The organism is Myxococcaceae bacterium (genome assembly GCA_016000045.1).
Taxonomy (GTDB): domain Bacteria; phylum Myxococcota; class UBA727; order UBA727; family JABDBI01; genus AER2-1.
In genome coordinates this window covers 1-26,081 of sequence record JAECQY010000004.1, presented here as the reverse complement: position 1 = coordinate 26,081, position 26,081 = coordinate 1, and the positions used below count along the sequence as shown (strand labels likewise).

28 protein-coding genes and 6 tRNA genes are annotated in these 26,081 nt (G+C 47.6%); 17 read left to right on the top strand and 17 right to left on the bottom strand.

The genetic code is table 11. The features are described 5' to 3' along the window. From rpsD to I8H75_02885, 5 genes are read right to left on the bottom strand one after another with little or no spacing between them, the layout of a single operon-like run. The gene (rpsD, locus tag I8H75_02905; GenBank protein MBH2006280.1) at nt 1-618 is read right to left on the bottom strand and encodes a 30S ribosomal protein S4; all 618 of its coding nucleotides are present in this window, start codon (nt 616-618) and stop codon (nt 1-3) included. A 44-nt stretch (nt 619-662) separates the two neighbouring features. Further along, nucleotides 663-1,709: an endolytic transglycosylase MltG gene (gene mltG, locus I8H75_02900; GenBank protein ID MBH2006279.1), complete on the bottom strand. Its 1,047-nt coding sequence runs from the start codon at nt 1,707-1,709 to the stop codon at nt 663-665. Beyond that, nucleotides 1,687-2,094, bottom strand: a complete 408-nt coding sequence (gene ruvX, locus I8H75_02895) for a Holliday junction resolvase RuvX (GenBank protein ID MBH2006278.1) — start codon at nt 2,092-2,094, stop codon at nt 1,687-1,689. The genes mltG and ruvX overlap by 23 nt, the downstream gene beginning before the upstream one ends. After that, complete coding sequence (gene cdd, locus I8H75_02890) at nt 2,091-2,477, bottom strand: cytidine deaminase (GenBank protein MBH2006277.1); 387 nt, start codon at nt 2,475-2,477, stop codon at nt 2,091-2,093. Before cdd ends, ruvX begins: the two co-directional genes overlap by 4 nt. Continuing rightward, nucleotides 2,464-2,868 (bottom strand): hypothetical protein, encoded by a 405-nt coding sequence (locus I8H75_02885; GenBank protein ID MBH2006276.1) that lies wholly within the window; start codon nt 2,866-2,868, stop codon nt 2,464-2,466. Before I8H75_02885 ends, cdd begins: the two co-directional genes overlap by 14 nt. Before the next feature lie 120 nt (nt 2,869-2,988). On the opposite strand from I8H75_02885, the gene I8H75_02880 reads away from it, so the two are divergent. Genes I8H75_02880 through I8H75_02870 form a run of 3 tightly spaced genes read left to right on the top strand, consistent with a single transcriptional unit; the run spans nt 2,989 to nt 5,919 of the window. Beyond that, entirely contained in the window at nt 2,989-3,579 is a 591-nt protein-coding gene (locus I8H75_02880) for a hypothetical protein (protein MBH2006275.1), read from the top strand. A 13-nt stretch (nt 3,580-3,592) separates the two neighbouring features. Then, a complete protein-coding gene (gene nagZ, locus I8H75_02875; protein MBH2006274.1) occupies nt 3,593-4,549 on the top strand; it encodes a beta-N-acetylhexosaminidase in 957 nt (318 codons plus the stop codon). A 26-nt stretch (nt 4,550-4,575) separates the two neighbouring features. Next, complete coding sequence (locus I8H75_02870) at nt 4,576-5,919, top strand: dual specificity protein phosphatase family protein (GenBank protein ID MBH2006273.1); 1,344 nt, start codon at nt 4,576-4,578, stop codon at nt 5,917-5,919. Here the strand turns inward: I8H75_02870 and I8H75_02865 are convergent. Both I8H75_02865 and I8H75_02860 read right to left on the bottom strand, forming a co-directional pair. After that, nucleotides 5,897-7,606: a threonine--tRNA ligase gene (locus tag I8H75_02865; GenBank protein MBH2006272.1), complete on the bottom strand. Its 1,710-nt coding sequence runs from the start codon at nt 7,604-7,606 to the stop codon at nt 5,897-5,899. The two genes, I8H75_02870 and I8H75_02865, sit on opposite strands and share 23 nt — an antisense overlap. Next, nucleotides 7,607-7,681: transfer RNA gene (locus tag I8H75_02860), tRNA-Val, on the bottom strand. Nucleotides 7,682-7,927: 246 nt separating this feature from the next. Here I8H75_02860 and I8H75_02855 point away from each other — a divergent pair. Beyond that, a complete protein-coding gene (locus tag I8H75_02855) occupies nt 7,928-10,033 on the top strand; it encodes a hypothetical protein (protein ID MBH2006271.1) in 2,106 nt (701 codons plus the stop codon). A 59-nt stretch (nt 10,034-10,092) separates the two neighbouring features. Here I8H75_02855 and I8H75_02850 read toward each other — a convergent pair whose 3' ends face one another. The 6 genes from I8H75_02850 to I8H75_02825 form a co-directional block, all read right to left on the bottom strand. Continuing rightward, entirely contained in the window at nt 10,093-10,770 is a 678-nt protein-coding gene (locus I8H75_02850; protein ID MBH2006270.1) for an ABC transporter permease, read from the bottom strand. Then, nucleotides 10,767-11,690 (bottom strand): ABC transporter ATP-binding protein, encoded by a 924-nt coding sequence (locus I8H75_02845; protein MBH2006269.1) that lies wholly within the window; start codon nt 11,688-11,690, stop codon nt 10,767-10,769. The genes I8H75_02850 and I8H75_02845 overlap by 4 nt, the downstream gene beginning before the upstream one ends. Before the next feature lie 129 nt (nt 11,691-11,819). After that, nucleotides 11,820-12,068 (bottom strand): ATP-binding cassette domain-containing protein, encoded by a 249-nt coding sequence (locus I8H75_02840; GenBank protein ID MBH2006268.1) that lies wholly within the window; start codon nt 12,066-12,068, stop codon nt 11,820-11,822. A 6-nt stretch (nt 12,069-12,074) separates the two neighbouring features. Beyond that, a complete protein-coding gene (locus I8H75_02835) occupies nt 12,075-12,803 on the bottom strand; it encodes an efflux RND transporter periplasmic adaptor subunit (protein ID MBH2006267.1) in 729 nt (242 codons plus the stop codon). Next, entirely contained in the window at nt 12,800-13,810 is a 1,011-nt protein-coding gene (locus I8H75_02830; protein ID MBH2006266.1) for a TolC family protein, read from the bottom strand. Before I8H75_02830 ends, I8H75_02835 begins: the two co-directional genes overlap by 4 nt. Nucleotides 13,811-13,846: 36 nt before the next feature. Further along, entirely contained in the window at nt 13,847-14,509 is a 663-nt protein-coding gene (locus tag I8H75_02825; protein MBH2006265.1) for a hypothetical protein, read from the bottom strand. 151 nt (nt 14,510-14,660) lie between these two features. Between I8H75_02825 and I8H75_02820 the strand changes: the two genes are divergently transcribed. From I8H75_02820 to I8H75_02810, 3 genes are read left to right on the top strand one after another with little or no spacing between them, the layout of a single operon-like run. Further along, nucleotides 14,661-16,382: a DNA topoisomerase VI subunit B gene (locus I8H75_02820; GenBank protein ID MBH2006264.1), complete on the top strand. Its 1,722-nt coding sequence runs from the start codon at nt 14,661-14,663 to the stop codon at nt 16,380-16,382. Continuing rightward, nucleotides 16,360-17,475 carry a DNA topoisomerase IV subunit A gene (locus I8H75_02815; protein ID MBH2006263.1) on the top strand — a complete coding sequence of 372 codons (1,116 nt, stop codon included), beginning with the start codon at nt 16,360-16,362 and terminating at the stop codon, nt 17,473-17,475. The genes I8H75_02820 and I8H75_02815 overlap by 23 nt, the downstream gene beginning before the upstream one ends. After that, the gene (locus tag I8H75_02810) at nt 17,472-17,993 is read left to right on the top strand and encodes a dephospho-CoA kinase (GenBank protein MBH2006262.1); all 522 of its coding nucleotides are present in this window, start codon (nt 17,472-17,474) and stop codon (nt 17,991-17,993) included. Before I8H75_02815 ends, I8H75_02810 begins: the two co-directional genes overlap by 4 nt. Before the next feature lie 38 nt (nt 17,994-18,031). On the opposite strand, the gene I8H75_02805 is transcribed toward I8H75_02810, so the two are convergent. The 3 genes from I8H75_02805 to I8H75_02795 all read right to left on the bottom strand — a co-directional run bounded on the left by I8H75_02805 (nt 18,032) and on the right by I8H75_02795 (nt 19,965). Further along, entirely contained in the window at nt 18,032-18,517 is a 486-nt protein-coding gene (locus I8H75_02805; protein MBH2006261.1) for a TlpA family protein disulfide reductase, read from the bottom strand. Next, nucleotides 18,514-19,521 carry a phosphotransferase gene (locus I8H75_02800; protein ID MBH2006260.1) on the bottom strand — a complete coding sequence of 336 codons (1,008 nt, stop codon included), beginning with the start codon at nt 19,519-19,521 and terminating at the stop codon, nt 18,514-18,516. Before I8H75_02800 ends, I8H75_02805 begins: the two co-directional genes overlap by 4 nt. A 63-nt stretch (nt 19,522-19,584) precedes the next feature. Next, entirely contained in the window at nt 19,585-19,965 is a 381-nt protein-coding gene (locus tag I8H75_02795; GenBank protein ID MBH2006259.1) for a hypothetical protein, read from the bottom strand. 63 nt (nt 19,966-20,028) lie between these two features. Between I8H75_02795 and yacG the strand changes: the two genes are divergently transcribed. The 5 genes from yacG (at nt 20,029) to ybeY (ending at nt 23,365) form a co-directional block, all read left to right on the top strand. Continuing rightward, nucleotides 20,029-20,253, top strand: coding sequence for a DNA gyrase inhibitor YacG (gene yacG / locus I8H75_02790; GenBank protein ID MBH2006258.1), 225 nt, complete (start codon nt 20,029-20,031; stop codon nt 20,251-20,253). Continuing rightward, the gene (locus tag I8H75_02785) at nt 20,186-20,512 is read left to right on the top strand and encodes an iron-sulfur cluster assembly accessory protein (GenBank protein ID MBH2006257.1); all 327 of its coding nucleotides are present in this window, start codon (nt 20,186-20,188) and stop codon (nt 20,510-20,512) included. The genes yacG and I8H75_02785 overlap by 68 nt, the downstream gene beginning before the upstream one ends. A 63-nt stretch (nt 20,513-20,575) precedes the next feature. After that, nucleotides 20,576-21,721 carry a methionine adenosyltransferase gene (locus tag I8H75_02780; GenBank protein MBH2006256.1) on the top strand — a complete coding sequence of 382 codons (1,146 nt, stop codon included), beginning with the start codon at nt 20,576-20,578 and terminating at the stop codon, nt 21,719-21,721. Beyond that, nucleotides 21,705-22,523 (top strand): S1/P1 nuclease, encoded by an 819-nt coding sequence (locus tag I8H75_02775; GenBank protein ID MBH2006255.1) that lies wholly within the window; start codon nt 21,705-21,707, stop codon nt 22,521-22,523. Before I8H75_02780 ends, I8H75_02775 begins: the two co-directional genes overlap by 17 nt. After that, a complete protein-coding gene (gene ybeY / locus I8H75_02770) occupies nt 22,517-23,365 on the top strand; it encodes an rRNA maturation RNase YbeY (protein ID MBH2006254.1) in 849 nt (282 codons plus the stop codon). Before I8H75_02775 ends, ybeY begins: the two co-directional genes overlap by 7 nt. Nucleotides 23,366-23,377: 12 nt before the next feature. On the opposite strand, the gene I8H75_02765 is transcribed toward ybeY, so the two are convergent. Next, nucleotides 23,378-25,405, bottom strand: a complete 2,028-nt coding sequence (locus tag I8H75_02765) for an O-antigen ligase family protein (GenBank protein ID MBH2006253.1) — start codon at nt 25,403-25,405, stop codon at nt 23,378-23,380. 163 nt (nt 25,406-25,568) lie between these two features. Between I8H75_02765 and I8H75_02760 the strand changes: the two genes are divergently transcribed. The 5 genes from I8H75_02760 to I8H75_02740 all read left to right on the top strand — a co-directional run bounded on the left by I8H75_02760 (nt 25,569) and on the right by I8H75_02740 (nt 25,999). Continuing rightward, a tRNA-Leu gene (locus tag I8H75_02760) sits at nt 25,569-25,650 on the top strand. A 14-nt stretch (nt 25,651-25,664) separates the two neighbouring features. Further along, nucleotides 25,665-25,739: transfer RNA gene (locus I8H75_02755), tRNA-Thr, on the top strand. 16 nt (nt 25,740-25,755) lie between these two features. After that, nucleotides 25,756-25,841, top strand: a tRNA-Tyr gene (locus I8H75_02750). A 3-nt stretch (nt 25,842-25,844) separates the two neighbouring features. Then, nucleotides 25,845-25,920, top strand: a tRNA-Gly gene (locus I8H75_02745). Nucleotides 25,921-25,923: 3 nt separating this feature from the next. Beyond that, nucleotides 25,924-25,999, top strand: a tRNA-Thr gene (locus I8H75_02740). Nucleotides 26,000-26,081 lie beyond the last annotated feature (82 nt).

Genomic DNA, 26,081 nt, shown 5'->3' with positions numbered 1-26,081 from the left:
CTACTTCCCGGAGTAGTATTCCACAATCAATTGCTCATTGACAATCACCGGGATATCTTCTCGTGCAGGAACCATGGCGACTTTGAATTGATCGCTGCTTTCGATCGAAGTGAGATAGGGCGGGATTGCGAGGTTGTTGGGATCTTGCCGATTTTGCTGAATGGCCTCTTTCATCTTGGAGTTTTCACCAGGAGCAATCACATCGCCTACTTGAAGAGAGTAGGATGGGATGTCGACTCTGCGACCGTTCACCGAGACGTGACCGTGGCGTGCCATTTGGCGAGCTGCTGAAATCGTTGGGGCAAACCCTGCTCGGAAAAGAACGCTGTCCAAACGGCGCTCTAGGGAGGTCAACAGGGTCAAACCTGGATTTCCTTTCGAGCCAAAAGCCTTGGCAACGTAACGTTGGAATTGCTTTTCGCTGAGTCCATAGTGAAAACGAACTTTTTGTTTTTCTCTGAGACGCAAAGCGTAATCCGAGAGCTTGGCTCGCTTGGTAGGTCCATGTTGACCTGGACCATAAGGTCTACGCAAATCCGGATCGGTTCGCATGAGCCCTGGAAGCGGGGTGCCGAGACGGCGAATAATTTTTAAACGAGGTCCTCTATAACGTGCCATTTTGTATCTCCTATTCGAACCAGACCGCTTGAGATGAGCTTGGTCTATGGGTCAGGTTGCTGGTTGTCCTTAGGGGATTCGGAGGCTTTGGTCAACCACGTTCCAATGGCGCGTGCGTGGCATGTGTAATCGGCGCAAAATTCGTGAGTTCCGTTTCCTTTGCTGACAAAATAGAGAAAAGAGCTTTTGGCAGGCCAAAGAACCGCTTTAATGGCAGCTAAGCCAGGCGATGCGATGGGGCCTGGTGGAAGTCCAGCGTGAAGATAAGTGTTGTATTCGTGAGCATTTTTAAGGTCTTTTTTACGAATCCTTCCTTTGGGACGCTCAACGCCGTAAATCGTGGTGGGATCTGTTTGGAGTTTCATGCCTTTGCGAAGACGGTTATAGAATACGCTGGCGATCAAAGGCCGTTCCGCTTCGTGCCCGGTTTCTTTTTCGATGAGAGAAGCGAAGGTGAGTACTTCGCTAAAACTGAACCCGAGCTTTTTCATGCGTTCGAGCATGTCAGGTGTGAATTGCTTCTTGAGCTCTGCGTTCATGTGCCGAAAGATGGTGATGGGCAGTGTGCCTGCCTGAAACACGTAGGTGTCTGGGAAGAGATAGCCTTCGATCCCGCCTTTTAATCCGTTCGGAATATTGAGTTCTTCTAATAAAAGGGGATTTTGCAGGGCTTGTTGCAGGGCTTCGGCTGTAGCCAGTTTTGTTTTTGCAATGATTTCAACAATCTGGCTTAGGTTTGAGCCTTCTGGAACGGTGAATCGAAATTCTTTTTGGAGGCCACGCGATAAAATATAGATGATCCGTTTGGGGGTTGTGTCCTTCGGAATCAGATAGTCGCCACTTTTCAGCTTCTGAGTGTCCTTTGTAAAGAGCTTCAGATAAGCAAAAAATAGAAATGAGCTTGAAATAGCGCCCGACTTCTTCAGCTCTCTGCCGATTTGATGTGCACTGCTTCCTCGCTCAATAATGACTTCGATTTCTTGGGGGTTAAGCTTAGTATGTCCCCAGTGCTGAACGTAAGTGCAGATGGCCAGGAAAAATACAGAGAGAACGCAGGATAATAGGAAGCTAAGGCGTATAGTCTTTTTCATGGAGATAGGTCTCAATCAGGATTCGAGCAGATTCCCCATCCAACGGTTTGCGTGAACCGATCCTTCGAGCCGCTTCAAGCGACGTATAAGTCTCGTCGACGAGAAGAATGTCAAGATCTTGTTGGTTTAGACGAAGCATGGTTTCAAAAAAACCTCGGGCTCTTTTAGCCATCGGGCCTTCTTCCCGGGATTGTGGAAGCAGTGGGTAGCCAATCAGAACGATTTTAACTTCCAGATCGCGACACAAAGAAAATAAGTGCTCGATATCTTCCAATCGGCTTTGGGGGATGCGCGTTGGAAGAGCGCGAGTCGTCAAGTGTCGCTCATCGCTGACCGCGATTCCGGTTCGCTTGATGCCTAAATCGACAGCCAAGATTCGGGTCATTTTAGTGTAAACTGCATGGGAAGAAGCGTTTCGAGATTGGTTTCGAGAACATCTCCTTGTATGTTGGCTAAGAGGATGGGAAGTGTCGGAGCGAATTCCGCTAGGACCTGGCGACAAAGTCCACACGGAGCCGCTGGATGGGGGGAATCGGTGACAATGGCGATGGCCTTAAATGTTTGAAAACCTTGCGAAACCGCAGAAGCAACTGCCGAGCGCTCGGCGCAAAGAGTCGCTCCATAGCTTGCGTTTTCAACGTTGACGCCCTGGATTATGCTCCCGTTGTCTAAAAGAAGAGCCGCCCCTACTCGGTAGTGTGAGTAAGGAGCGTAGGCTTTCTCTCGAGCTTCTTGAGCCTGAGCGATGAGTTTTTTAGTGGGTAGCATGTTGTTTCAGAGAAAAAATACCAGATTGCTCACTGCTTTTATCGTCAACCCTGCGCGCTTCGTAGGTTCCGCTATGAGGGTCGGTGAAATGCAGAAATACTTCGATGGTTTCGTTCGGATGCAATGGGAAGTTCGATTGCAAGATGAGTCGATTTTTCTTGAAATCGTATTGCCCAAGGCTTTCGATGGCTCCTTGATTGTTTTTTGTTTCAAACTGATTTTTAGAGGTAAAAAGAGTTCGAAATTGATAGCCTTCTAGATCTGAGAAGGTACCCGAACTTGAGGTAACGGTGCCAGTGAGAACTTTTCCTTCTAAGCTGGCAGGTCGAAATTGGCTTTTCTTTGAACAGGCTATCGCCATCAAAAGAAGAGAGGCAACGAGAAGTCTCATAAAAGCCTTTTAGCGGAAAATAGCATTCATTGTCAAACGCAGCAGTCGGATGGGTGCCTACCTCTGAATCGTTAGGCACCCGGTTGCCAATTGGGTTTTAATTTGGAGGTACTCCACGCTATGATTCTATTATTGTTAAGTTGCGCTGCTCTGTGCAGCGGTCCGGCCATTTTAGCTTGGATTGATCATCATCATCGAGCCGTTCGTTGGGTGGATTATTTGGTGATTGCTTCGATTCTACCGTTGGTGCTCTTTCACATTATTCCTGAAAGCATTGAACATGCGCATTGGATGGCAGCCATCGGAATCGGGATTGGGCTTGGGTGGCCGTTCTTGTATCAAAAGTTGACTCATTCTCGAAGCTGCCAACTTCAACGTTCGCTGCTGTCCTTAGCGTCGATTGGAGTTCTAACCCACACTTTTTTAGATGGCGTTGCTTTGGCGGATAATGCTTATTTGGGAGCGGCTGTGGTGTTGCATCGTATTCCTGAAGGGTTCGGAATTTGGCGTATTGCTGAGGCTGCATTCAGCCGAACTTGGGGTCTTGCCATGCTGGGAGTCATTACTCTAACCACCACTTTGGGCTATCTTTTTGGGACAACGTGGGTGCTCTACGCTTCGGATGGCTTTATTGGAATTTTTGAAGGTTTGATGGCAGGAGTTTTGTTGCATGTTGTGTTTCATCAAAGTCAGCATACGCTACGTCATTAGCAGGAGTGTTTAGATGAGTGATTTGCCATTAGGTCGGTTGTTTATGTTTGGTTTTGAGGGAACTTCCTTGCCCAGGCAGGCTCGGGATTTACTGGAAAAAGACCAAGCTTTGGGGACGATTCTATTTAAACGAAACATCGATTCCCGAGAGCAGCTTTGCGATCTAAACGGTTCGATTCCAGGCCTTGTTTCCGTGGATCAAGAAGGGGGGCGTGTGGCGCGCCTCAAAGGGATTTGTCGAGAGATTCCTTCGATGCGGGAATTGGGTTTGAAGGCGAAAAAAGATCCGGAACTGCCTTATAAAGTCGGCTCTGAAATGGGTTTTGAATTGAAAGAATTGGGTTTTGAGATCGATTTTGCTCCAATCATGGATGTCGATACAAATCCTAAAAATCCAATTATTGGAGATCGAAGTTTTAGCCGAGATCCAGAGGAAGTTGCTCGTTTTGGAGCTGGTTTTATTCGAGGTATGCAAGCTGCAGGAGTTCATGCTTGTGCCAAGCATTTTCCTGGCCATGGTGATACGGAGGTGGACAGTCATCTGGATTTGCCGGTGATTATGCACGAGCGAGATCGCATCGAGCGGATTGAGTTGTTGCCGTTTCAAGCTGCGATTGAGGCTAAAGTCGCTTGCATCATGACCGCTCACATTTTGGTGCCTGCGCTGGATTCTCGTTATCCTGCGACCTTAAGCTCCGAGGTGCTCACAGGAATTTTGCGTCAGCAGATGGGCTATCAGGGCGTCATCGTTTCAGACGATTTGGAAATGCATGCGGTAGCCGATCGTTATTCCGTTCGAGAGTTAGTGAGGTTAGGGCTCTTAGCTGGTGTTGATCTGTTTTTGGTTTGCAAAGAGTTAGACAAGACGCGTGCGGCAATCGATGCGGCTCATGACTTAGTGGATACGGGACAAATTCCGAGAGAGCGTGTTTGGGAAGCGCTTGAACGAGTCGAAAAGCTGCGGTTATGATACAGTGCCCTTAAGGGGCTTTGAGCATGATGACCGATTTATTTCCTACGCGTCCGCGAGACTCATTGGACATACTTCCTGAATTTTCGATTTCGGAGGAAAAATCGGATCAAACCATTCCAGCTCCAGATGCGCCTGATTTGGAGCGTGCGCCAAGAGCCTATTTTCAACGAGCGCTCTTTGGAAGAAAGCTTTTGGTTGGCTTGGCAGAAAGTTTACGCAAACCCTGGGATTGGCTAAAGCGTTTAAGGGGCCAAGAATCCGAGATTGGAGAGCCCGGAAAGCGCTTTTCCTGGTTTAATCGGATTCAAATTCCCCACTCTTCAGAATCGAAAAAACTGTACTTGGGCGCAATTCCAGATCGCATTGCTCAGAGAAAAATTCCATCCAATGCCCTCTTTGTATCGATTTTACAGCCCTTTGAAGCCGAACACATGGATCCTCTCACACGCTCGTTCCGCCGAGTTGTTCGCTCGAAAGATAACGTCGGAATGAAGCCAAGCGAAATTCAACAAGGAGTCCTAGCGCTTGATGCAGCAATGAAAAGCAATCCCAATTTTCCGGTTTACCTTCATTGCAAATCGGGTGTTGGACGCAGTGCCACTGTCCTCGCGGCTTATTTGGTGAAACACCAAAACCTTTCTTTAGAGGAAGCCATTTCTCTGGTTCAACGTGACCGACCGGATGCTCAACTGCGCGGTTGGTTTGGAGTGGATACGAAACATACGGTAGCTTTGCGAGAATGGAGCAGAATTCAGGATCAACTGGCTGATTTGAAAAGATTTTTACTCTTTTCAAAACAAGATGAAGCCGTGTTAAGCGACGAAATGCAGAGAGATTCCCGAGTCTGCGATCTGATACATGATTTTAATCGAGGTGTTTTGAGCGAAACGGAACTTTCAAGGGTACTCTTGTTGGCACAATCTGTACCAGCCATAAGCCAAGCCATGATGGCCCGTATATCGACGCCTCCTATTTTGATTGACTCCATTCAAGTGGGGCAGATGGAAGAGGCTCAGTTAGATCCTCGATCCAAGGCATATGCCACTAAAAGTTTCGAAATCTTTGACGCAGGCTATCAAGTCGCAACCGGATGGCAATCAGAGCCCGAATTGAAGCGCTGGTTTGAATTCAGCGGTGCTCAGAAAAAAAGCGTCCGAAGAGAGATCTCGTGCTCGGTTTTATCACATGCTACAGAAAGCAGGAGAATTGCAATCCTGCGCACCTTGCATTTGATGCTCAGTGTTTCGAACGCCGAAAGGCCTGCTTTAAGCTTGAAAGAGCAGAACGGTTGCGGTGAGTTTGTCGAAAACTACCGCAAAGCCATTCGAGAGGCGCAGCGCGAATTTATTGGTTGGAGCAAAGACTGAGAAGCTGCTCAGGGGTCTTGAAACCCAAATCTTCGCCCAAACGCGTTCGGACATTGGCTCCTTGCTGTTCGACTTCTTTGTCCCCAACCACCAGCATGAGCGGCACTTTGGCCATCTGAGCATCTCGTATTTTGGCTCCCAATTTATCGCTGTTGGTGGGTGTTTTGACTCGATAACCCGCGTTCATGAGCGTGCTTTCCAGTTTGCGAGCGTAGTCTAAATGGCGATCCGCAATGCTTAAGATGCGAATTTGCTCTGGAGCAAGCCAAAAGGGCAGAGCGCCTGCGTGTTCTTCGATCAAGATTCCCATGAAGCGTTCCAGAGAGCCAAGCAATGCGCGGTGGATCATCACCGGCTGTTCTTCTTTGCCTTCGGAGTTCACGAAACTAAGATGAAAACGCTCAGGATTATTAAAGTCCAGCTGAACGGTCGAACACTGCCAGAGTCGGTCTAGGCAGTCTCGAAGCTTGATGTCAATTTTGGGACCATAGAAAGCCCCTCCGCCTTCATCGACTTGGTAAGTTAGATGATGGCGTTCAATGGCTTGTTTCAGACTGCTTTCGGCTTTGTCCCACTGATCGAGTTCGCCAACGTACTTTTCTGGGCGGGTCGATAGGTTGACTTCAAATTTGGAAAACCCAAACTTGCGTAGGATGGTGATCACGAAACCGATAACACGGTCTAGCTCTTCATCAATTTGATCCCAGCGACAGAAAAGATGCGCATCGTCTTGGGTGAAACCGCGTACACGCATCAACCCGTGCATCACACCCGCGAGTTCGTAGCGATAGACAGTTCCAAATTCAGCGTAGCGAAAGGGGAGCTCGCGATAGCTTCGAGGTTTATTTTGGTAAGTTAAGATGTGAAAAGGGCAGTTCATGGGCTTCAAAACATATTCTTGCCCATCCACGTCCATCGGTGAAAACATGCTATCTCGATAAAATTCCCAATGGCCCGAAGTTTTCCAAAGATCGGATTTGGCGATATGAGGTGAAAAGACCATTTCATAGCCATGCTTAAAATGCATGTCACGCAAGTAATCTTCGATTGCAATGCGGATGCGGGCACCTTTTGGCAGCCAAGTCACCAACCCCGGTCCAATCAAGGGATCTGAGATGGAGAAAAGCTCCAAAGCAGGTCCCAGTTTTCGATGGTCTCGTTTTTTCGCTTCTTCTAAGCGACGAAAGTGCTCATCGAGCTGTGCTTGCGTCGCAAAAGCAACACCTGAAACGCGTTGGAGCATTTCTCGGTTCTTATCGGCTCGCCAATAAGATCCCGAGACACCCGTGAGCTTAAAAGCGCCGATTTGACCCGCATGATCCAGGTGAGGTCCTCGACACAAATCAACAAAATCATCGTTTTTGTAAAGAGTGACCGTATCGCTCGGGATCCAGTCCAGGATCTCTTTTTTGTAACGTTGGCCGAGCTTTTCAAACAAAGGGTAAGCTTCTGCTTTCGTGATTTCGGATTTTTCGAAAGGCGTATTGGCTTGGATGATTCGAGCCATTTCTGCTTCGATTTTTTCCAAGTCTTCCGGTGTTACGGGTCTGCCAATATCAATGTCGTAATAAAAACCATCGCTATGGTCCTTAGGGCCCATCGTAATCTGAGCGCCTTGATACAAGTGAATAACGGCAGCAGCAAGAACGTGTTCGGCGCTATGGCAAAGGGTATCCTGGGCGTGCATTGGTAGGCACGGCCGGTATCGAACCGGCGACCCCTACCATGTCAAGGTAGTGCTCTACCACTGAGCTACGCGCCTAAGTGAGCGGCAGAGAATCAAATTTTGCTGAGGGTGTCAAGGGACTCGACGAATCGTCAGGGCAATCGCAAAGTCGGATATCTCGGGATGGATCTTCCCTCTCCTGTTGGGAGAGGGTTCCTCCTATAGCCCTTCTCGAAGTCGGCCTAAGCGGCTCAAGCATTGACGGTGCTAAGTCGAAAGTCTAAGAACAAAGAAAGTAGGTTTTTGAATAGCCTCGTCAATGAGAGGAGAGTGTTTATTTGTATGAATCAAATCTTCGTTTCTATTTTCTTTGTTTTTGCTTTATCCCCCAACTTGTTCGCTTGGAATCTGCTGGGATATCGCCCAGCTTGGTTGCAAGATGCTTACTCGGAAGTGGCTCGAATGGGTCGGCAAATTCGAGACAGCGTTCGAGAGGTAAAGCCCCTTTCGCTCGGTTCGGCTTGGGTGCCGCTCACTCGCATCGGTGACGACTACATCGCGCAAATGATCCAGCGGGACCAGCGCATGAAAGAGCTCCGACAAAAGATGCACAGGCTGCGTCAAATAGACAAAGCTTCGGAGGCTTCGGCCGCAGAAGAAGAGCTCTTGCGATTGATCGAGCTGGGGGCTTTGCCTGAGAAGCGTTCGAAGACAGGAGCTTTGAAGATTGGGCTGGAACTTCGAGATGCAACACCCGGCGAGTTGTCTTTGCCTGCCTCTGGAGCCAAGGATTCGGTGCCGGGGCTACGGTTGGTTCCCGCCGGTGGCCCGCCGCCTCAACCGGAGCCTTTGCCGGCAGGCGTGCGTCAAGATTTGCCCGATCCTTGGATTCCTTGGGGAATCAGCGAACGCGTTTTTAAGAACAAAACGCTTGTTTCAAACGCTACCTACGCCAAGGCGGAAGTACTTCCTACCGATCCGGAGTGGCGTTTTATTTGGCGTTGCTTTTATCACGACAAGCCTACCAAATGGGGACTTTCGCGGGTATATTGTATCCATAACCGAGACCAAACAAGCGCTTTTGAAGCAAATATCGCTCTGCTCGAGAGAGACAACAGCGCTCAGCCAACTTGGAATACGGAGCCTCTGGCGGATCAGCGGGCTAAAGTGATCGAGCGCTGGAAGGAAGCCGTTGCACCTTTCTCGCCTTTTCACACAATGGAAAGTGATGGGCGACGTAGAACCTTTAAAAACACCAAAGTCTTGCCTCTTTGGCACGGCAGTAGCCTGAAGAAGTGTAATGGAATCGCGAATAGTGGGTTTAAGTTCTTTGGAAAGTTCAATCTCGAGGACGAACCCGAGGGCGAATCGTTAAGCAGTACGGACGATGGGTATTTCGGCAGTGGAATCTATTTTACGAACAGCGCTCGTTATGCGGCAGACATTTATAGCAGGGGGCATTTGATGATGGGTTGGGTCTCTATGACGGAACCCTTTCCGGTTGTTGGAGATCCCTATCAACCAGACATAGCGTTTTTGCGGGGGGCAACAGCTTATCGGAACTACAATGCACACTACATCCCAGTGGTTCCGATAGATCCTAGTTTTGATTGCGAACATTATTACCCTTGCCTAAAAGATGAAGCGCCTGTTTGCGATGAATTGGTGGTTTTTCAGTCTTCGCAGGCCTTGCCGCGTTATTGGGTGGAACTTCAAGTAGAGCATCCTGGGATGGCGCGCCCGAGCCAATCACCAGCCTTTGTGGAAGATTTGATCCCGGTCTTGATGCAAGTCTTGCAGCAGCCTGAGGTGGATAGAGATAAGAAGCTTCGCAATGTGCTAAATCAGCACCTTGAGCGGCTCTTGAAGCAAGCGTCTGATGATGACTTGGAAGAGGATCAATTGAAGATGTATCAGCAGCTCGCTCAACTTTTCAATGGACAAGGGAAGGTGGATAAGTCTGTGCGCCAGGCCTTGACAGGAGCTTCGAGGGGGCCTGCAGCCGTCCCTGTTCAGGTTTCGCAGGCTGTTGCTCCTGTTCTTGCTCAAAGCGTATTGTTATCCGATATCATTCACACCCAGGCGATGCGATCGGATCCGCTCAGCCGAGCTAGGGGTTGGTATGAAGGCCCGCGCGATGCCCAAGATGTCCCTGCTTTGGAATGGGGCCCTAAAAGTCCTAAGGAGATGACTTTTGAAGAGGCCAAGGTTTACGCAGCGAGTCGCTTATCAAAAGGGTGGAGGTTACCAACAATTTGGGAATTAGAGATGCTGTATCAGCAAGATCGTTTGTTGAGAGATGATGGTTCTTATTGGTCTGGCACTTTGATTCACGATCATCCTGACGCATGGGTGCTCTATTTCTTTGATGGCGATGTCGACCACGGCTTTATGGGCGATGGTAGCTATGCCCGTTGCGTGCGAGATGTTGACGTTTTTACCTTTTAGCCTTTTTTGCGCGACCGAAGGTCTGTGCACTAGGCGAAGCCTAGTAGCAGGTGTGAAATTTAAAGAGTTGTACGAAAACGTTTCAAACTGAAGCCGATGGATAGTATCGCTAAAATGAACAGCACGCAGAGATGGTAAATAATGTACTCGGTTCCTCCTCCTTTGAGCAAGATGTTTCGAAGCAGGCCAATGAAGTGGGTGAGTGGGTCTAGGGTGGACAACCATTGAAGGTAGATGGGCATGTTTTCGATGGGGAACATCAGACCTGAGAACATAATCATCGGAAACATGAAAAGGAACGCGGCCAGCGTTGCTTGTTGTTGGTTTTTACAGAAGGTTGAAATCAAGGTGCCGGAGGCAACGGCTGTGCAGACGAAAGCAAATGCTGCGATGAGCAGGGCTATGAAAGAACCTCGCATCGGAACCTTAAAAACGAAAACAGCAAGCGCTAAGATAAATGGAAAGTTAAGCATCCCTAGGAGGATGTAAGGTGGTTTTAAAATAAAGTAATGCGAACTCGAAAAAGCCTGAAGCAGCTGTCTCGAGCTCATGGACTGATCCAGGTTCACAACACCAATTTTTATGTTTTGGATATTGAACTCGATTGCAACCCCAAAGACAAGGACCATGAAAATGGGCAGACCCATCGCTGTGGCTAGCGTAAAAGGATCTCGAAAAATATGAAAAAGTTCTTTTTGGGCAACCGCAAAAATTCGTTGGTAAGAAACAAAAGTCATACTCGACTCTCCACTGCTTGAATAAATACGTCTTCCAAGGAAGCTCGAATGGGTCGAATATGAAAGATTTCTTCCAGTTTGGTGCGTTCTGTTTTTTCAAAATCATCTTTGTTTTTAAGAACTGCATGAAATCTTAATCCATAAGGTGCAAAAAAGGAAAATAGAGATTTATTGTTTAAATTTGTCATATCTTTATAGCGTAATGTGCTCTTGGGTTCGAATTCATACAGATTGTCATGAAAATAGTTGTTTTTCAGATTTTCTGGGCTATCTAAAGCGATGATTTTTCCATTTCGCATCAGAGCGATTCGGTCACATTGCTCTGCTTCGTCCATGTAGTGGGTTGTGACGAACAGGCTTACGCCTCGCTCGGAAAGTTGCCGGATCAAGTCCCAAAAACGTTTGCGTGACACGGGTGAAACGCCAACCGTAGGCTCATCTAAGAAAACGATTTCTGGATTGTGTAGAAGCGCTATCGCGAGAGAGACTTGCTGTTTAAGCCCTCCTGATAAGTGGCCGACGCGAGTGCTGAGAGGCCGATTGAATTGAATAAAATCGAGTAATTCCTGGCGATAGTTGAGAGAGTGGGTACGATCTAATTTGCGAAGAGAAGCGGTAAAATTGAGATTCTCTTCAACCGTAAGATCGTTGTAGAGCATAAGTTTTTGAGACATGTAGCCGACTTTGGATTTGATTTTCGCTTCGCCCTCTTCAAGCAAGGTATTACCGATTCGAACCGTTCCGCTGGTGGGCGTCAACAGTCCGCATAGTACTCGAATCGTGGTTGTTTTGCCGGCTCCGTTGGCTCCTAAAAATCCGAATATTTCTCCTCGCCGTACCTTAAAAGAGATGTTATCCACCGCGCAAAAATCGCCAAACTCGACCCTGAGTTTCTCGACGGCAATGCTGATGTCGTTCATATTTTTTCTCGATTCAAATAGAATTCATCGAAATTGAAAGCACCACAGGATGCTAGCAATTGCTGAGGAGGGCCGCTTCCAATCACGTTCCCCTCTTCGAGCAGGTGAACCCGCCCGCAACGCTCTGCTTCATCCATGTACGAAGTCGTTAAAATGATTAAAATGTCTTCGTCCGCTAGACGGTATAGGAGATCCCAAAATTCGCGACGGCTGATCGGATTTGAGCAAATGAAGCATGATTCGTAAAAGAGTTGTCTTTCCTGCGCCTTCAGGTCCAATAATTCCGTGCATCGATCCGGATTCAATGCTTAAAGAAACACGACTCAGGGCACGAGTCTTTTGGAATGATTTTTCAATTTCTGAAACGTCAATTTTCATGTGTTTTTAAAGTTGGACTTCGATGGTCATTCCGGGTTTCAGAATTTGATCGATATTGGAGTCTGAAAAACTAATTTTTATCCCATAAACTAAGCGAGTTCGTTCCGACTCGGTTTGTATGTTTTTGGGTGTAAACTCGGCTTCTGAATTAATTTTGATGATCTTGCCAGAAAATAGCTTTCCAGGCATTTCAGGAAGAGAACCTCTGACCGTCATGCCTACTTTAAGTTCTGCAATTTTGGGTTGAGCAACGAAGATGTACGTCCAAATATCTTCAAGGTTGGCAAGGGTGAGAAGTTTCGTTCCGACCGGAGCCCATTCTCCCGGTTCATGGTAGCGATTGAGGACAGTGCCTTGAATGGGTGAAGAGATAGAACACCACTTGAGTCGAAGATCGGCTTCTTCTTTGCGGTTTTGAATTTGATCAAAATCATCTTGGGAAAGGGTTCCGGTGCTGAGAAGCTTTCTGGAACGTGCGTAATTTTGGTTCAGGTATTGCGAGGCAATTTTAAAATCTTCACACGAAAGCTCGATTAAAAGCTGTCCTGGATGGATGAAATCGCCTTCTTGAACAAGGACGCTCGCAATTCGAGAGGGTAATTGCATGGAGAGATCGATTCGAGTGGTTTCGAGCGTTCCCGCGTAAAGAAAGGGCTTGGGCTTAATGAGGAGTTTGGCACCGAATGCCACAAGGCCGATGCCAGCAAGAACAAAGAGTATTCGAGAGATTTTCATGAGTTGATCTTTCCACCTAAAGCAATCAGAGTGATCATTTGGCTTAAAAGCTGTGCGTTGATTCGAGCCTGCGCAATCTGTGACTGAAGAAGTTGATGATTCGCCGCTAGGACTTCGAGAAAGGTCGATTTTCCCGTTTGATAGGAAGCGTAGAACAGTCGGGCTGACTCTGCGATATTGCGATTTTCTTGCTTGGATTTTCTCTGTTGAAGCAGCAAGCTTTGGTATTGAGCAGTGGCTTTTCGGGTGTCGCGTTGATGTTCGATCACCAGATGTGCTGCTTGATGTTTCATGGCTTCCGCTTCTCTTTTTTTGGCTGAGATCAAGCTCCAATTCGGATCTCCGAGCCACAATGGAAGGGATAGATTGATGGATATCGTGTTCTGGTTGATATTTTGAAGAACCGGTCCATTTGGGTAGACGAGAGCTGTGCTGGTATCGAGTGTGATCGAAGGATAAAGCCTTGAAACCAGGCTCCTGGCTGTATGCAAAGTGGCTTTCGAAAGCAGTTGTAAGCTTTGTAGGGCAGGAAAATCAGAGGGTTGGATGGAGGGTTTGAAGCTTTTCCACTTTTCCAAAAGTTTCCTTAAGGAATCCAGTTGTCTTATTTCTAAGGTCTGAGTCAGCGCTTTCAGATCTTGTTCTTTAGACTGATGCGTGTACCCAATTGCCTGATACGAATGCCAGGTGCTGAAATGATCCCATAAGACATAGCTTAAGCTTAGACCCATGCTGTAATTGCTGTGGTCTCCCAAGGGGATGGGGGCAATTGCTGGATTCACCGTGAGCGATGGAAGCTTGCTCAGGTAAGTATAGTTGCTTTGGAACGCCAGTTTGGGAAAAAAAGTCGTCAGAACCGCTTGCTTTTGTTGCTTTGCCACCCACAAATCGGTTTCGGCGACTTTTAAAAGTTCAGAGTTTTGAAGAGCGGATGTTTCTGCGTCTTCCAAACTGAAATCATTTCCAAACGTGGTGTTGGCCATGAAGAGCAGCAGGAAGAGTCTCATGACTCTCTCTAGAAGGATTTTGCTGTTTTTGGCTTTTTAAAGATCAAAAAGGTTTTGTTGAATCTTGCGAACGTAATCTGCTACAGCGGTGTTGTACCAAGCAACGGTCGTATGGGTGAAGCCGGACACGAGGAGTCCGATGCCCACAGCCTCTTGGATGCGTTTGGAGTAAGAGCCTGCTGACCGAGCTCCTCTCAGATAGCGAATCAAGGCGTGCTGAAACGAGCTGATCGCAATTTCCAGGGCTACGAACTCGAGAGTCGGAGATTCCTGGCTTCTGCTATGCGAGGTTGCTTCGTATGCCCCAGCGTCACAAGCCCCTAAAATGGGAGCAACGTAGTCAAAGGTTTGGGCCAGCTCGCTACGAACAGAATATTTCAGTGCCCCTCCGGCCAAGCCACAGAGTGCAGAGGTTTGCCAGTCTTTTGTTTGTGCCGTATCCTGGTAATCGTTGCAAGTCTTTCGGACCAGGTAACCGATTCCATTCGATAAAGTTCGGGCGGGTATTTCGTGCATATGGGGCCCGATGTGGAGAGTCCAGAGAAGGAGGTCCATCGGAAGATCAAAGGTCATCAAATCTGCTATCGCTTTGGGAAAAGCGCGTTGGGTGCTGGCTTCTAGGGAAGGAGCTGTCTCGGCTTGGAGGTCTATAGAACCAAAAACCAGGCAGAAAATGAGCAGAGTGAAAGAATGTTTCATAAAGGCAAATCCCTGAGAGTAAAAGGTTGGTTTGTTCTGTCAAGATGGCGAAAGAGTCGACGCTCTTAAAATTTCGATTTTGGATCGGGCTCAAGAGCAAATTTCCAGAAAATAGCGGAATGCGATCTCGTTTTGTGCTAGTATCCCCGGCGTGAGTTCTTCGAATAATATCCGTGAAATATCCATATCGGAGTTTTTTAGTAAAAATCGACATTTGCTGGGTTTCGATAGTCCTATCAAAGCTTTGTTAACAGCGGTTCGGGAAGGTGTCGATAATTCCCTCGATGCTTGTGAAGAAGCAGGCATCATGCCTTCGATTACGGTTCAGATTGATTCCGAGTCTGAAACCCAATTTGCTGTGACCATATCGGATAACGGTCCCGGTATTTCGAAGGTGCACCTCGGTAATATCTTTGCAAAGCTTTTGTACGGCTCAAAGTTTCATCGCCTGCGACAGAGTCGAGGGCAGCAGGGAATTGGGATCTCGGCAGCTGTCATGTATGGGCAAATGACCACGGGAAAGCCTGCGTTGGTGATTAGTAAGACTAGCGCTCAGGCAGTGGTTCATGAAATCGAGCTTCAAATTGACACGAAAAAAAACGTACCGAAGATCCTGAAAGAGCGCGAAAATAAAACTTTAGAGTGGCAAGAAAAAGAGTCCGGAACGATGATCCGGATTCATATGGAAGGTGCTTATAAAGAAGGTCGTCACGGTGTTTTGGCTTATTTGAGCCAAACGGCGCTTTCCAATCCTCATGCCAGCTTTCTTTTCATCGATCCAAAACATGCTCGTCACCCTTTTCCACGGCTCATGCACGCTTTGCCAAAGGCACCTGAAGAGATCAAGCGTCATCCTCATGGGGTTGAGATCGGCCTTTTAATGCAACTTTTGCAAGACGCGAAGAAGGAGAGCGTCGTCGGATTTCTTCGAAAAGAGTTTTCGAGAGTCTCGGAAAATGTGGCAACGGATATTGTTAAACGAGCGGGGTTGTCTCTTTCTCGCAACACACAAGGGATCCATCGAGCAGAAGCTGAAAGTTTGGTCAAATCGATCCAGGCCACTAAGCTGCTGCCACCGCCCACCAATTGCTTATCTCCCTTGGGGGAAGATAGTCTCATTAAAGCGCTTTATTGGCTATTTGTTGAGTCGAAAAAATGGGATTCAGAAGAACAAGTCGCTTTGATTGCGCCGGAGCAACGGCTTGAGAAAAAGGGGCAATCTGAATTTGCTTTTGATTGGCCTAAAATTGAGCCTTGGGCGCAAAATATTGAAACGAATGAGGATAATTCCCTGTCTTCAAAAGAAGACAACTATTTCGTGACGGCCGTGACACGCCCTCCCAATGTGTACCGAGGAAATCCGTTTCAGGTGGAAGTGGGACTTTTTTACGGAAAAGGTCTTAAAGATGGTTTGATGCAAGTTTATCGTTATGCGAATCGAGTTCCGCTTCAGTATCAAGCGTCGGCTTGTGCGATGACTAAAGCGGCGATGTCGGCTCCTTGGAAAAGCTATGGGCTCGATCAATCCAAGGGGGCTTTGCCCTCAGGACCCGTGGTGCTTGTGATGCATGCGGCTTCCGTATGGGTTCCTTATACCTCTGAATCCAAGGAAGCGATTGCGCACTACGATGAAATCCTAAAGGAGTTTCGATTGGCAATCCTGGAGTGTGGGCGCCGTTTACAACGCTATCTAAGGCACCAGAAGCGTCAAGCAGATGAAATGAAAAAGCGCAGTTACATTGAAAAGTATCTGAATCCTATCAGCGAGGCCTTGTCTGATATTTTGGGACTGCAAACTCTTGAAAAGCAAGAAATTGTTTTAAATTTAACTCATATTTTGGAAAAAAATTATGGTGAAAAAAAGCCCAAATAAGCAAGCGCTGGTAGCTATCGAGAAAGCTGCTTCAGGCATCTATCGCGAGATACAAAAAAAACAAGCACCGAGCGTGAAAATGCCCATTCGTTCCTTAGGGAATGTTAGTTATGAGGCAGCGGTCGGATTCTTCGAACTTGGCGACAATTTTAAAAAGCGAACGCTGAGCGTGAATACGGTCAAGACCTTTGCTCAGACGCTGAAGATGATGGCTCTGAGTCGAGAGTTGGTGACGGGGGATGACTTTGCAACCAAACGAGATGCTTATTATCAATCTAAAAATTGGGGAGATGCTCGCTTTAACGAGCAAACAGAATCGGATACCGTCATGGATGATATCGAAGCGCTATTTGCTCTTGATGGCTTGACGCGAGAGGAACTTCGATTCGTTCCAGACCAACACGGAGGCTCGGTCGCAGGGGAGCTAACGGTTGTGGATACCGATTTGGAGTCCGGAGAACGGATTGCCATCGATTGCACCAAGTTCGGTTCGGGTGCCTATGCAGTGCCATCCTGGGTCGAACATCTGGAATTTAAGACCCAAGCGAAGTTTATTTTATGCATTGAAACCCAAGGTATGTTTCAGCGACTTCAGAGCCATAACTATTGGCGTAAAGCAAATTGCATTTTAGTCAGCATGGGAGGAGTTCCCACCCGAGCTTGCAGGCGTTTTGTTCGAAGGCTTTCCGAGTCTGCTAAGGTTCCCGTGTATGCGTTTACCGACTGTGATCCGTATGGAATTGGCAATATTTATCGAACCTTAAAAGTAGGATCGGGGAATGCGGCTCATATTAATCAGTTTTTCTGTGTTCCCCAAGCGACGTATCTGGGCCTGATGCCACAGGATATTGACTGGTATGACTTGAAGAAAGCGACGCATCCGCTGGGAGAACAAGACAAGAAGCGTGCATACGACGCTCTCAAAAATGACCCCTTTTTTCAAGCTCATAAACCTTGGCAGGATGCTTTGCAAAAAATGCTTAAAATGGGAGTTCGAGCGGAGCAGCAGGCCTTAAGCTTGCATGGTCTTAATTTTGTGATTGAAGAGTACTTGCCACGGAAACTCAAAAGCCCAGAAAAATTTTTGCCGTGAAGTTGGTGGGGCTTACGGGAGGAATTGCCTCCGGCAAGAGTGTCGTGGCAGCGATATTTCGGCAATTGGGAGTTCCTGTTATTGATGCAGACGAGCTATCTCGAGAAGTGCTCACACCCAAGCTGGTCGTGGAGCATTTTGGAGCGGAGTTTGCTCAAGAGGGTCAAGTAAACCGAAAAAAATTAGGGACTCTTGTCTTCGCAAACCCCACTGCTTTGCGTCGTTTGGAAGATTTAACGCATCCCTTAATCATGCAACGCTTCCTGGATCGTGTGTGCGAGCTTGGCCAGCAAGGCCACGAATGCGTGATTTACGAAGCCGCGTTGATCTTCGAAAAAAACCTTCAAAATCGCTTCGATGCGGTGATTTTAGTGAGCGCGTCTGAAGAAGTCCAGATCGAACGTCTGCTGAGCAGAGAGTTGACTTTGACACGCGCAGAAGCATGGGCGCGAATCAAGCTCCAAATGCCTAACGCTCAAAAAAAAATGCTTGCAGACCACGTGATTGAAAACATCTAGGGCTTGTTCTCTCGGCAAGGTCTTATTTAGAACATCGTTTAAAACAGTTCCCAATTCTGAGGCCCTACGTAGAGAGTCTCGAGTTGACCTTCCTCGTTGATCAGAATCGATTCCGGAAACTGATAGACGCCATATTTCTCAGCAAGCTGGCTTTTTAAATCGTATAGTACCCGAAAGGGCGGTTGTTCAGCGCCAAAGAACTCTTGTACGCTTTGAGGGCTTGAATCAACTGCGATGGCTAAAATTTCGAGTTTGTCCCCCTGTCGTTGAGCGAGTGAAATAAGGAGAGGCATTTCATCGCGACAAGCCTTGCACCAAGTTGCCCAGAAATGCAAAAGCACTTTTTTACCCTGAAACTGAGTCAGTTCGACACCGTCTAATTTGAAATGAACAGCTTCAGAGGCTTGCAGAGGGATACCTTGTAGAGCCAACTGGCTTCTCTTGCTGACTTGAAACAAGATCAACGCAGTGATGAGTGCGATAGAAAACCAAAAAAAGAGGGCTTTGACGGTTTCTGATTTCATAATTTTTTCTCAAGATCTAAAAAAAGCGTCCATTGTCCTAAAGTGCGAATCCAATTGTGCTCTTGTCGTGATTCAAACCGGTTCGAATCCCATCCGAAATAACAATCTTCAAAAATATCGGTCATGAAACGGGCGCAGAGCTCGAGCGTAATCATCTTAATTCCCATCGGAAGAGCATGGCGTTCTTGGGAAGTCCAATGTTCCCATACCTCGCTTTGATAGCCATCCAGAGAGGCTCGATAGATGTCTAAATCAAACTGACTGTTGGCTTGATCTTCTCCCCGCGGGTTGCACCAAGAGCGAAAGGCGTCGCCCATCTCAATAGGCCAGGGCATTTGGCCAAGAGTATCCAGATCAATGAGGCAGATCGCTTCATCGGAGTCATTAAATAAGAGATTGCTAATTTTTAAATCTCCGTGGCAATGCCTCAGCGGAAGATTCCACAGATCCGGGAGCGTTCGAGCAATCGTTAATAGGCGATGAGCAATAGGAGATGCCTTGGCATAATAAGGGCTGTTTTTGTGATGGCTGAGGGTTCTTTCAAGCGTATCTAAGTACGTTGGTGTACGATGAACCAGAGTGCGAACCGATTGGTAGCGATAGTTCCATTCGATCAACAAGCGATGAAAGCGACCCAGGAGCATTCCTGCAGAAAAAGCATGTTTGAGTGCAGGAATTTGGTGGTAAGTTTTGCCTGCGATAAAGCTTAACATGCGCCAGCAGTCTGCTCCCTCTCGTACACAGGGCTCATTCGAATCGGTCGAGATCAGATTCGGTGCCAAGAAATCGTGCGAATGGAGGTAATTCGTGATGGCTTGGATATCTTCGTTGACTAGGGGTGAGAATACAGGATGCAGCTTCTGAAGAATGAAAAGCCCACTTTCAGCTTCGATCCGAAAAGTCTGATTGATCAAACCGATCGAAATTGGCTGATGCGAAACCGGCTTAAGACGCTGCCAGTGCTTTAGAACATCCATGATGGGCCAATCCGTGAGTGTCTGCAATCGCCTCTAAACCCAGGCCCGCGTGCATTCGCACGCAAGGCAGCTGGTGATCATCCATATTCGTCAAACTTTTCGAACGATAATTTGATCTTTTTGAAAAACAACGGAAACCACTTCACCCTTATCGATTTGAAGAGCGCCGAGCGGAAGACGGAGAAAAGGTCCGCTGGTCTTAATCTGTTGTGCTCGGTAGATTCGTTCCTGTCCAGCGGATGGAGCGGTTCTTCCGCGAGTGCCGGCTCCAAGATTTTCTCGAATCCATTTCTCAAGACTAGCAACCTCTCGGCCACCTTCCTTGAGATTCGAGAATGCGCGACGAATGGTGATGTTCGATGCCTGTCCATCTTTATGAAGTTTTGCGATCGAGCTGATTCCATCCATTAGGTATGCAATCTGAATATCTTTAAAGGAAACGGTAGAACGCTTTTTTCTTTGTTTTGCCATGGGACTGAAACAAATCAGATTTAGGGGTAACTTTCAAGAAAAAAAAACTCCCACTTGTACAAAATGTTTTGGTTTTCTAAGATGCCTGACACTATGTCCACCCAATGCGCCAGCTGTGGTTGTCTTTCCATGTCAACGTTTTGTTCGAAGCGTTGTCAAATGATCGACCTCGGAAAATGGCTCGCAGAAGGGTACGCAATAGCAGTAACAGGAGATGATAATGACGATTCAGTTGACCGAGAAAGCGATCGAAGTGGCGAAAGCGGCCCTTTTGGAGACAACGAGTGAAGAAGGCGAATACCTTCGCATCAGCGTTCACGGAGGTGGGTGCGCCGGTTTTAAATATGGTTTAAGCTTTTCGGCTGATACGGATGAAAATGACTTGGTCATGGATTACGATGGCCTAAAGGTCGTGACGGATGTTTTTACCGCTACACAGATTTCTGGAACCGTCATTGATTACGAAGAGACGCTGAGCGGATCTGGATTTCGCTTCAATAACCCGACTGCCAAACGCACCTGTGGCTGTGGTTCAAGTTTCGGTTGAGTTCAATCGGGGCTTGAGAGTGCCCTTGCAGGAAGCTTGAAATACGATTAAGCCTCACTGTCCATGAACAAACATTCCATGCTGTTTACGAGTGAATCGGTTACAGAAGGGCACCCGGATAAGATGGCTGATCAGGTGTCCGATGCGATATTGGACGCCATGCTAACGGGGGACATGGAGTCTCGGTGTGCGGTTGAGACGCTTTTTAAAACAGGGGTCTGCATTGTCGCAGGCGAAGTTCGAACCCGATCGTGGGTCGATATTCCTAGCGTGGTTCGACGCACCATCAATCGCATTGGCTATACTTCTTCAGAGGCTGGATTTGATGGTTTTACCTGTGGGGTCTTGGTTGCGATTGAAGGTCAGTCGACCGATATTGCCGTAGGCGTTGATTCAACAGACACGAAGGAACAAGGCGCGGGCGATCAAGGTATGATGTTTGGGTACGCCTCGGATGAAACTCCAGAGCTCATGCCGATGCCAATTGCTTATGCGCATCGTTTAACACGGCGTTTGGCTCAAGTGCGTCACGATAAGGTTTTGAGCTGGTTGAGACCCGATGGAAAAAGCCAAGTAACGGTTGCTTACGAGGCTGGAAAGCCGATTGGAATTCAGGCGGTTGTCCTATCTGCGCAGCATACTCCCGATGTAGACACAAAGTCCTTGAGGGAGGCGATGATGGAAGAAGTCATCAAACGAGAAATACCTGAAGAGCTTCGTATGCCTGGGATTCAGTATCACATTAACCCAACGGGGAAATTCGTGATTGGAGGTCCTATGGGAGATACTGGGGTGACAGGTCGAAAAATTATTGTGGATACTTATGGTGGCATGGGGCGTCATGGCGGCGGAGCTTTTTCGGGGAAGGACCCTTCCAAGGTCGATCGATCGGCTGCTTACATGGCTCGGTACATCGCGAAAAATATTGTTGCAGCAGGATTGGCGAAACGGTGCGAGATTCAGCTTGCTTATGCAATCGGTGTCGCAGAACCGGTGAGCGTGATGGTTGATACCTTTGGTACGGGAGTTCGCGAAGATGCTCTCTTGGCTAAGCGTGTGCAGGAGCTCTTTCCCTTGACGCCAGCGGGTTTGATCAAGCATCTCGATCTCTTGAAGCCCATCTATGAAGCAACCGCGGCCTATGGTCACTTTGGCCGCGTTGATGAAACGTTTAGTTGGGAAAAAACAGATTATGCAGATTTTATCTAGTATTGGAATTCTTGCGCTCAGCTTAACTTCGATTTCAGCGTCTGCTTGGTATAAGATGGGGCACCGTGTCGTTGCGCAGATTGCTTTGAATCAGTTTTCAGAGGCTGAGCAGAAACAAATCCAGGATCGATTTGGAGATCTTGTTCAGATGGCGGATGAGCCTGATGGATATCGATCGATCTCAACGACTCTCTCAGGCTGGCACTATATTGACTATCCTTTAGTAGAGGAACCGATCCAAGCAAAAATCAGTCTGGTCGAAGAAAAAAACAATATCGTTTGGGCGCTGAAGGAATCCAAGCGAGCTCTGGAAAACCATTACAAAAAAGATAGAAATCAGTACCCTCATTTCTCAAAAATTTTTCAATCGAATCTCGTCCACTTAATGGGAGATATTCATCAGCCGCTGCATTGCATCTCTCGCGTGACAGCCAAATTTCCCAAAGGCGATAAGGGAGGAAATTTATTCTTCGTTCGATATCAAGGCAAGAAGCAGAACCTGCATAGCCTTTGGGACAGCGGATTTGGTTTTATGGATGAGATCTCCGAAAATTCATTGATCCGTGCTGCGCAAGAGATTCAGGCCGAATTCCCCAAAGAAAAGAAGATCTTAAACGAAAAAATAGATTTTCATGCCTGGTCTAAAGAAAGCTACGAGATTGCAAAATCCGAAGCCTATGCAACACCCGAGGATCAAGAAGTGAGCTCAGCCTATGTGAAGCAAGCAAAATCGACCATCAAGAAACGCTTGTCACTCGCTGGATACCGTCTGGCGGCTGTTTTGAGGAAGATTATTTGGTAACTGCTGAAATCTCATTTCAAGGTTCGAATCTACTGCCTAGAGCGATACGAACACTTGTTCGTCATCGTTTTAAGAAGGTTTCGATCGAAGGAGCTGTTGCGCTTACTTTCCTAGACGATGCTGAAATGAGGCAGCTCAATTTTCAGTGGAGAAAGAAGGATCAAGCAACAGACGTCTTGTCATTCGCCGCTCAAGAAGGTCAGCCGATGCCGGGCCTAGAGGGTATTTTGGGAGACATCTTTATATCGGTGGAACGCGCGCAAATTCAAGCTCTTCAGTTTGGGCACTCGCTCGAAGAAGAGCTCGACGTGCTCTTTGTTCATGGATTGACTCATTTGCAAGGCTATGATCACGAACGCAGTGAGTTCGAAGCGGCTCGCCAGGTTGCTGCGGAAATGGTTTTGTTGGAATCGATGGGGGCGAATCCGGAACTCGCCCTGTGTGGGAGGCGATCTCGTCCCTTGCGAATGACGCCAGCACGAGAACTGATCCGGGATGCTCTTCGAAGCGGTGGAACTCATAAAACGGCCGATCAAATTTTGGATTTGGTTCGCAAACGAAAAGCCCGCGTGGGGCAGGCGACCGTGTACCGAACTCTGAAGCTATTTCAAAGCGAACATTGGGTGCGAGCTCATCACTTTGGTAATTCGGAGGCTCGTTTCGAGTGGGTGGATAACCCAGCGGAGCATCATGATCATCTCATTTGCGAAGAATGCGATCAAATTGTTGAATTTGAGAATTTGGAAATCGAAGTTCTACAAGAACGCGTTGCAAAACAGAAAGGATTTCGTTTGATTCACCATCGAATGGAGTTGTATGGAATTTGCGGAGATTGCGAATAGTGTTTTTGAATCTCACGGATTGGGAATCATCAGCTGGCTTTGCAATCGTTTTTTTTGGCCTTGAAGTTTCAAATTATCTGGATAAGTCCCAAGCAAACTGAGGGTGAGTTCAAGCGCTCGAGCAGTTTGATGATCTCTTTCGTAAAGATCGATTTTTTCAATCTCCCAATTTTCAAAACACATCTTCATGGTTTCAAGCTCAAGCAATCCTTCACGAGCCGGCAGGGCTCCAATACGCCAACGTTGCAGTTCGCAAGGTGACTTCAATTGAGTAGGCCATTCTCGAGTTTGTTCTAAGGTCGCCGCTAGGCCTTGTTGGAGAACGAGAATTTGAGCAAAGCAAACGGCTGCAAAACCATCGGGTGAATTTCCCTTCGTATCAGCAGACAAAGCTAAAAGTGCGGACTCAGGGTCTTGTTCTTGGAGGGCTATTTCCACCAAGCGCTGCCAATTTTTTGAGTCTTGGTAACATTCTCGCGAGGGAAGAATGCTGCAAAGCATGTTGAGTGTCTCAAGAGAGTCGTCCGGTAAAACTTGCCTTCGTTCCACATAACTGGGAGCTATGGGAGCGATTTCTCGTAATATGAATCCAAGATAATTGGGTGCGGAGGCCGCGGCGAGTCGATAGGTTGCAAGAGCTTTCGGGTAGTCACGTTCCTTCCATTGAGTTCGGGCCAGTTGCAACCGAGATGAGAAATGGGTCGGGCGTCGATGCAGCGCAAATTCGAGCCAAGGTTTGCTTTTGTGGCTAAAGGCGTAGCGTGCTTCTAAATCATTCACAGGGCCTTGAAACGAAACAAACCACAAACACATGAGCGTGATGAAAACAACACAGGCGAGAATGCCGGTTAGCCAGCCGGGCCTCAGGAGGATCGTTTTAGGGAGAGGTGAAATCGCTGCAAAGATAGCGCATAGATACACAACGGTTCCCGATTCAAAACTAAAATCTGCCCAATCAGCCAGCCACAAAAAGAGAAAGGGCAGTGTGTATAAATAATTTATCTTCGAAACGCGGTAAAGAATCCAAATGGTTAGAAAAATCAAGACTCCGCCTTTTAATAAGCCGTGATCAATCAGTGTTTGAAGCGTTGTATTCTCAAGATAAGTAATTCGGTAATGGGCAGAAAAAAGCTCATTGGCGTGAAAGTTTGGCTGAACGTGTTTGTGATATTCGACGGGCAGTGCGCCTTGCCCAATTCCCCACAGCCAATGTTCTTGAATAAGTTGCGGGAGCTGTTTGTAAAGCTCGATCTTTCCGAAGTAGCTTTGGCTGTCCAGCAAGGTCAAAAGCCGATCGCGAATCACCTCGTAGCCTAATAAAGACGCTCCGCACAGGATTGCGAATGTAAAATGCCATGATCGTAAAAAGAGCAAAAGCGAGAGCGTATAAGCAATGATGCCCCAGCGACTTTGAGTTAAGTAGACGAAGGCTCCAGAAATGACTGCTGTGGCAAAGAGCGCGTACCGTTGCCACATTGGTTTGGACTCAGACTCTAGTACAAAACAAAGGATGGAAAGAAGCCCGAAAATACGAGCGACATGGTTTCGATTCACCAAAGGCGGATGATCCAGGGATAATAAAATAAATGCCCAACTGGCAACCAGCATCCAAACGACGAAAGCCTGTCGGTATTGCCTATGTTTTTCTTGGTCGCACACAATCAAAAAAAGACAAAACGCAGTGAGAATTTGAAGCAGTCGTAAAGCTGTTTGATAGGGTGCGTAGCTCAAAAATCCAAATTGTGTTCCAGAGTTAAGAAGTTGTGCGATTTTCAAATTATCCGGATCGGTCCAAGCAATCGGAATGGGGCAGATCATCGTTAGCGTGAAAACGGCTGAGAGGCCCCATAAAATCGAGTAGGCATTCAGCAAAGTCGGGTGTTGGAGTCTGGATTTGGAAAAAGAAAAGAGAAGAGCCGTTGAGACACTGCCTAAAGCAAGCCCGATAATGACCGAAGCGTGCCAGGCTCCCATCAAGAGCCCAGATGCACTGACCATCAGCATGGCAAGATGAAAGCAAATGGAGTTGAGCAAAGGCATTTGGCAGTTATACAGCGCATCCAAGAATGAGTTCTAGGAAATGGCTTCAGAATTCGACGTTCGCCCATCCCTTCAATGGGCAATCGGTGCTCTAAGTCAATTTGCCAGGATCCCCGCTTGACGGATGCCTCGTCTTGTTTCATGACACTCCCCGAAGATCTGTGCGGCGATGGTGGAACGGTAGACACGCTACCTTGAGGTGGTAGTGGCCAAAAGCTGTGGGAGTTCGAGTCTCCCTCGCCGCATTGTTTTCCTGGATGCCGGTGTAGCTCAACGGTAGAGCATCTGCTTTGTAAGCAGGCGGTTGCGGGTTCGATTCCCATCGCCGGCTCCAGTGTGTTGATTTTTGTGGAGGGATGCCCGAGCGGCCAATGGGAGCAGGCTGTAAACCTGCCGGCGCAAGCCTTCGAAGGTTCGAATCCTTCTCCCTCCACCAGGCGCGGGAATAGCTCAGTTGGTAGAGCGTCAGCCTTCCAAGCTGAATGTCGCGAGTTCGAGTCTCGTTTCCCGCTCCACTTGCTGCTGTAGCTCAGTTGGTAGAGCACGTCCTTGGTAAGGACGAGGTCACCAGTTCAATCCTGGTCAGCAGCTCCACCTGTTTTGCTTGAGGAGTGCATAGAAATGTCAAAAGAGAAATTTACCCGCGATAAACCCCACGTCAACGTTGGGACCATTG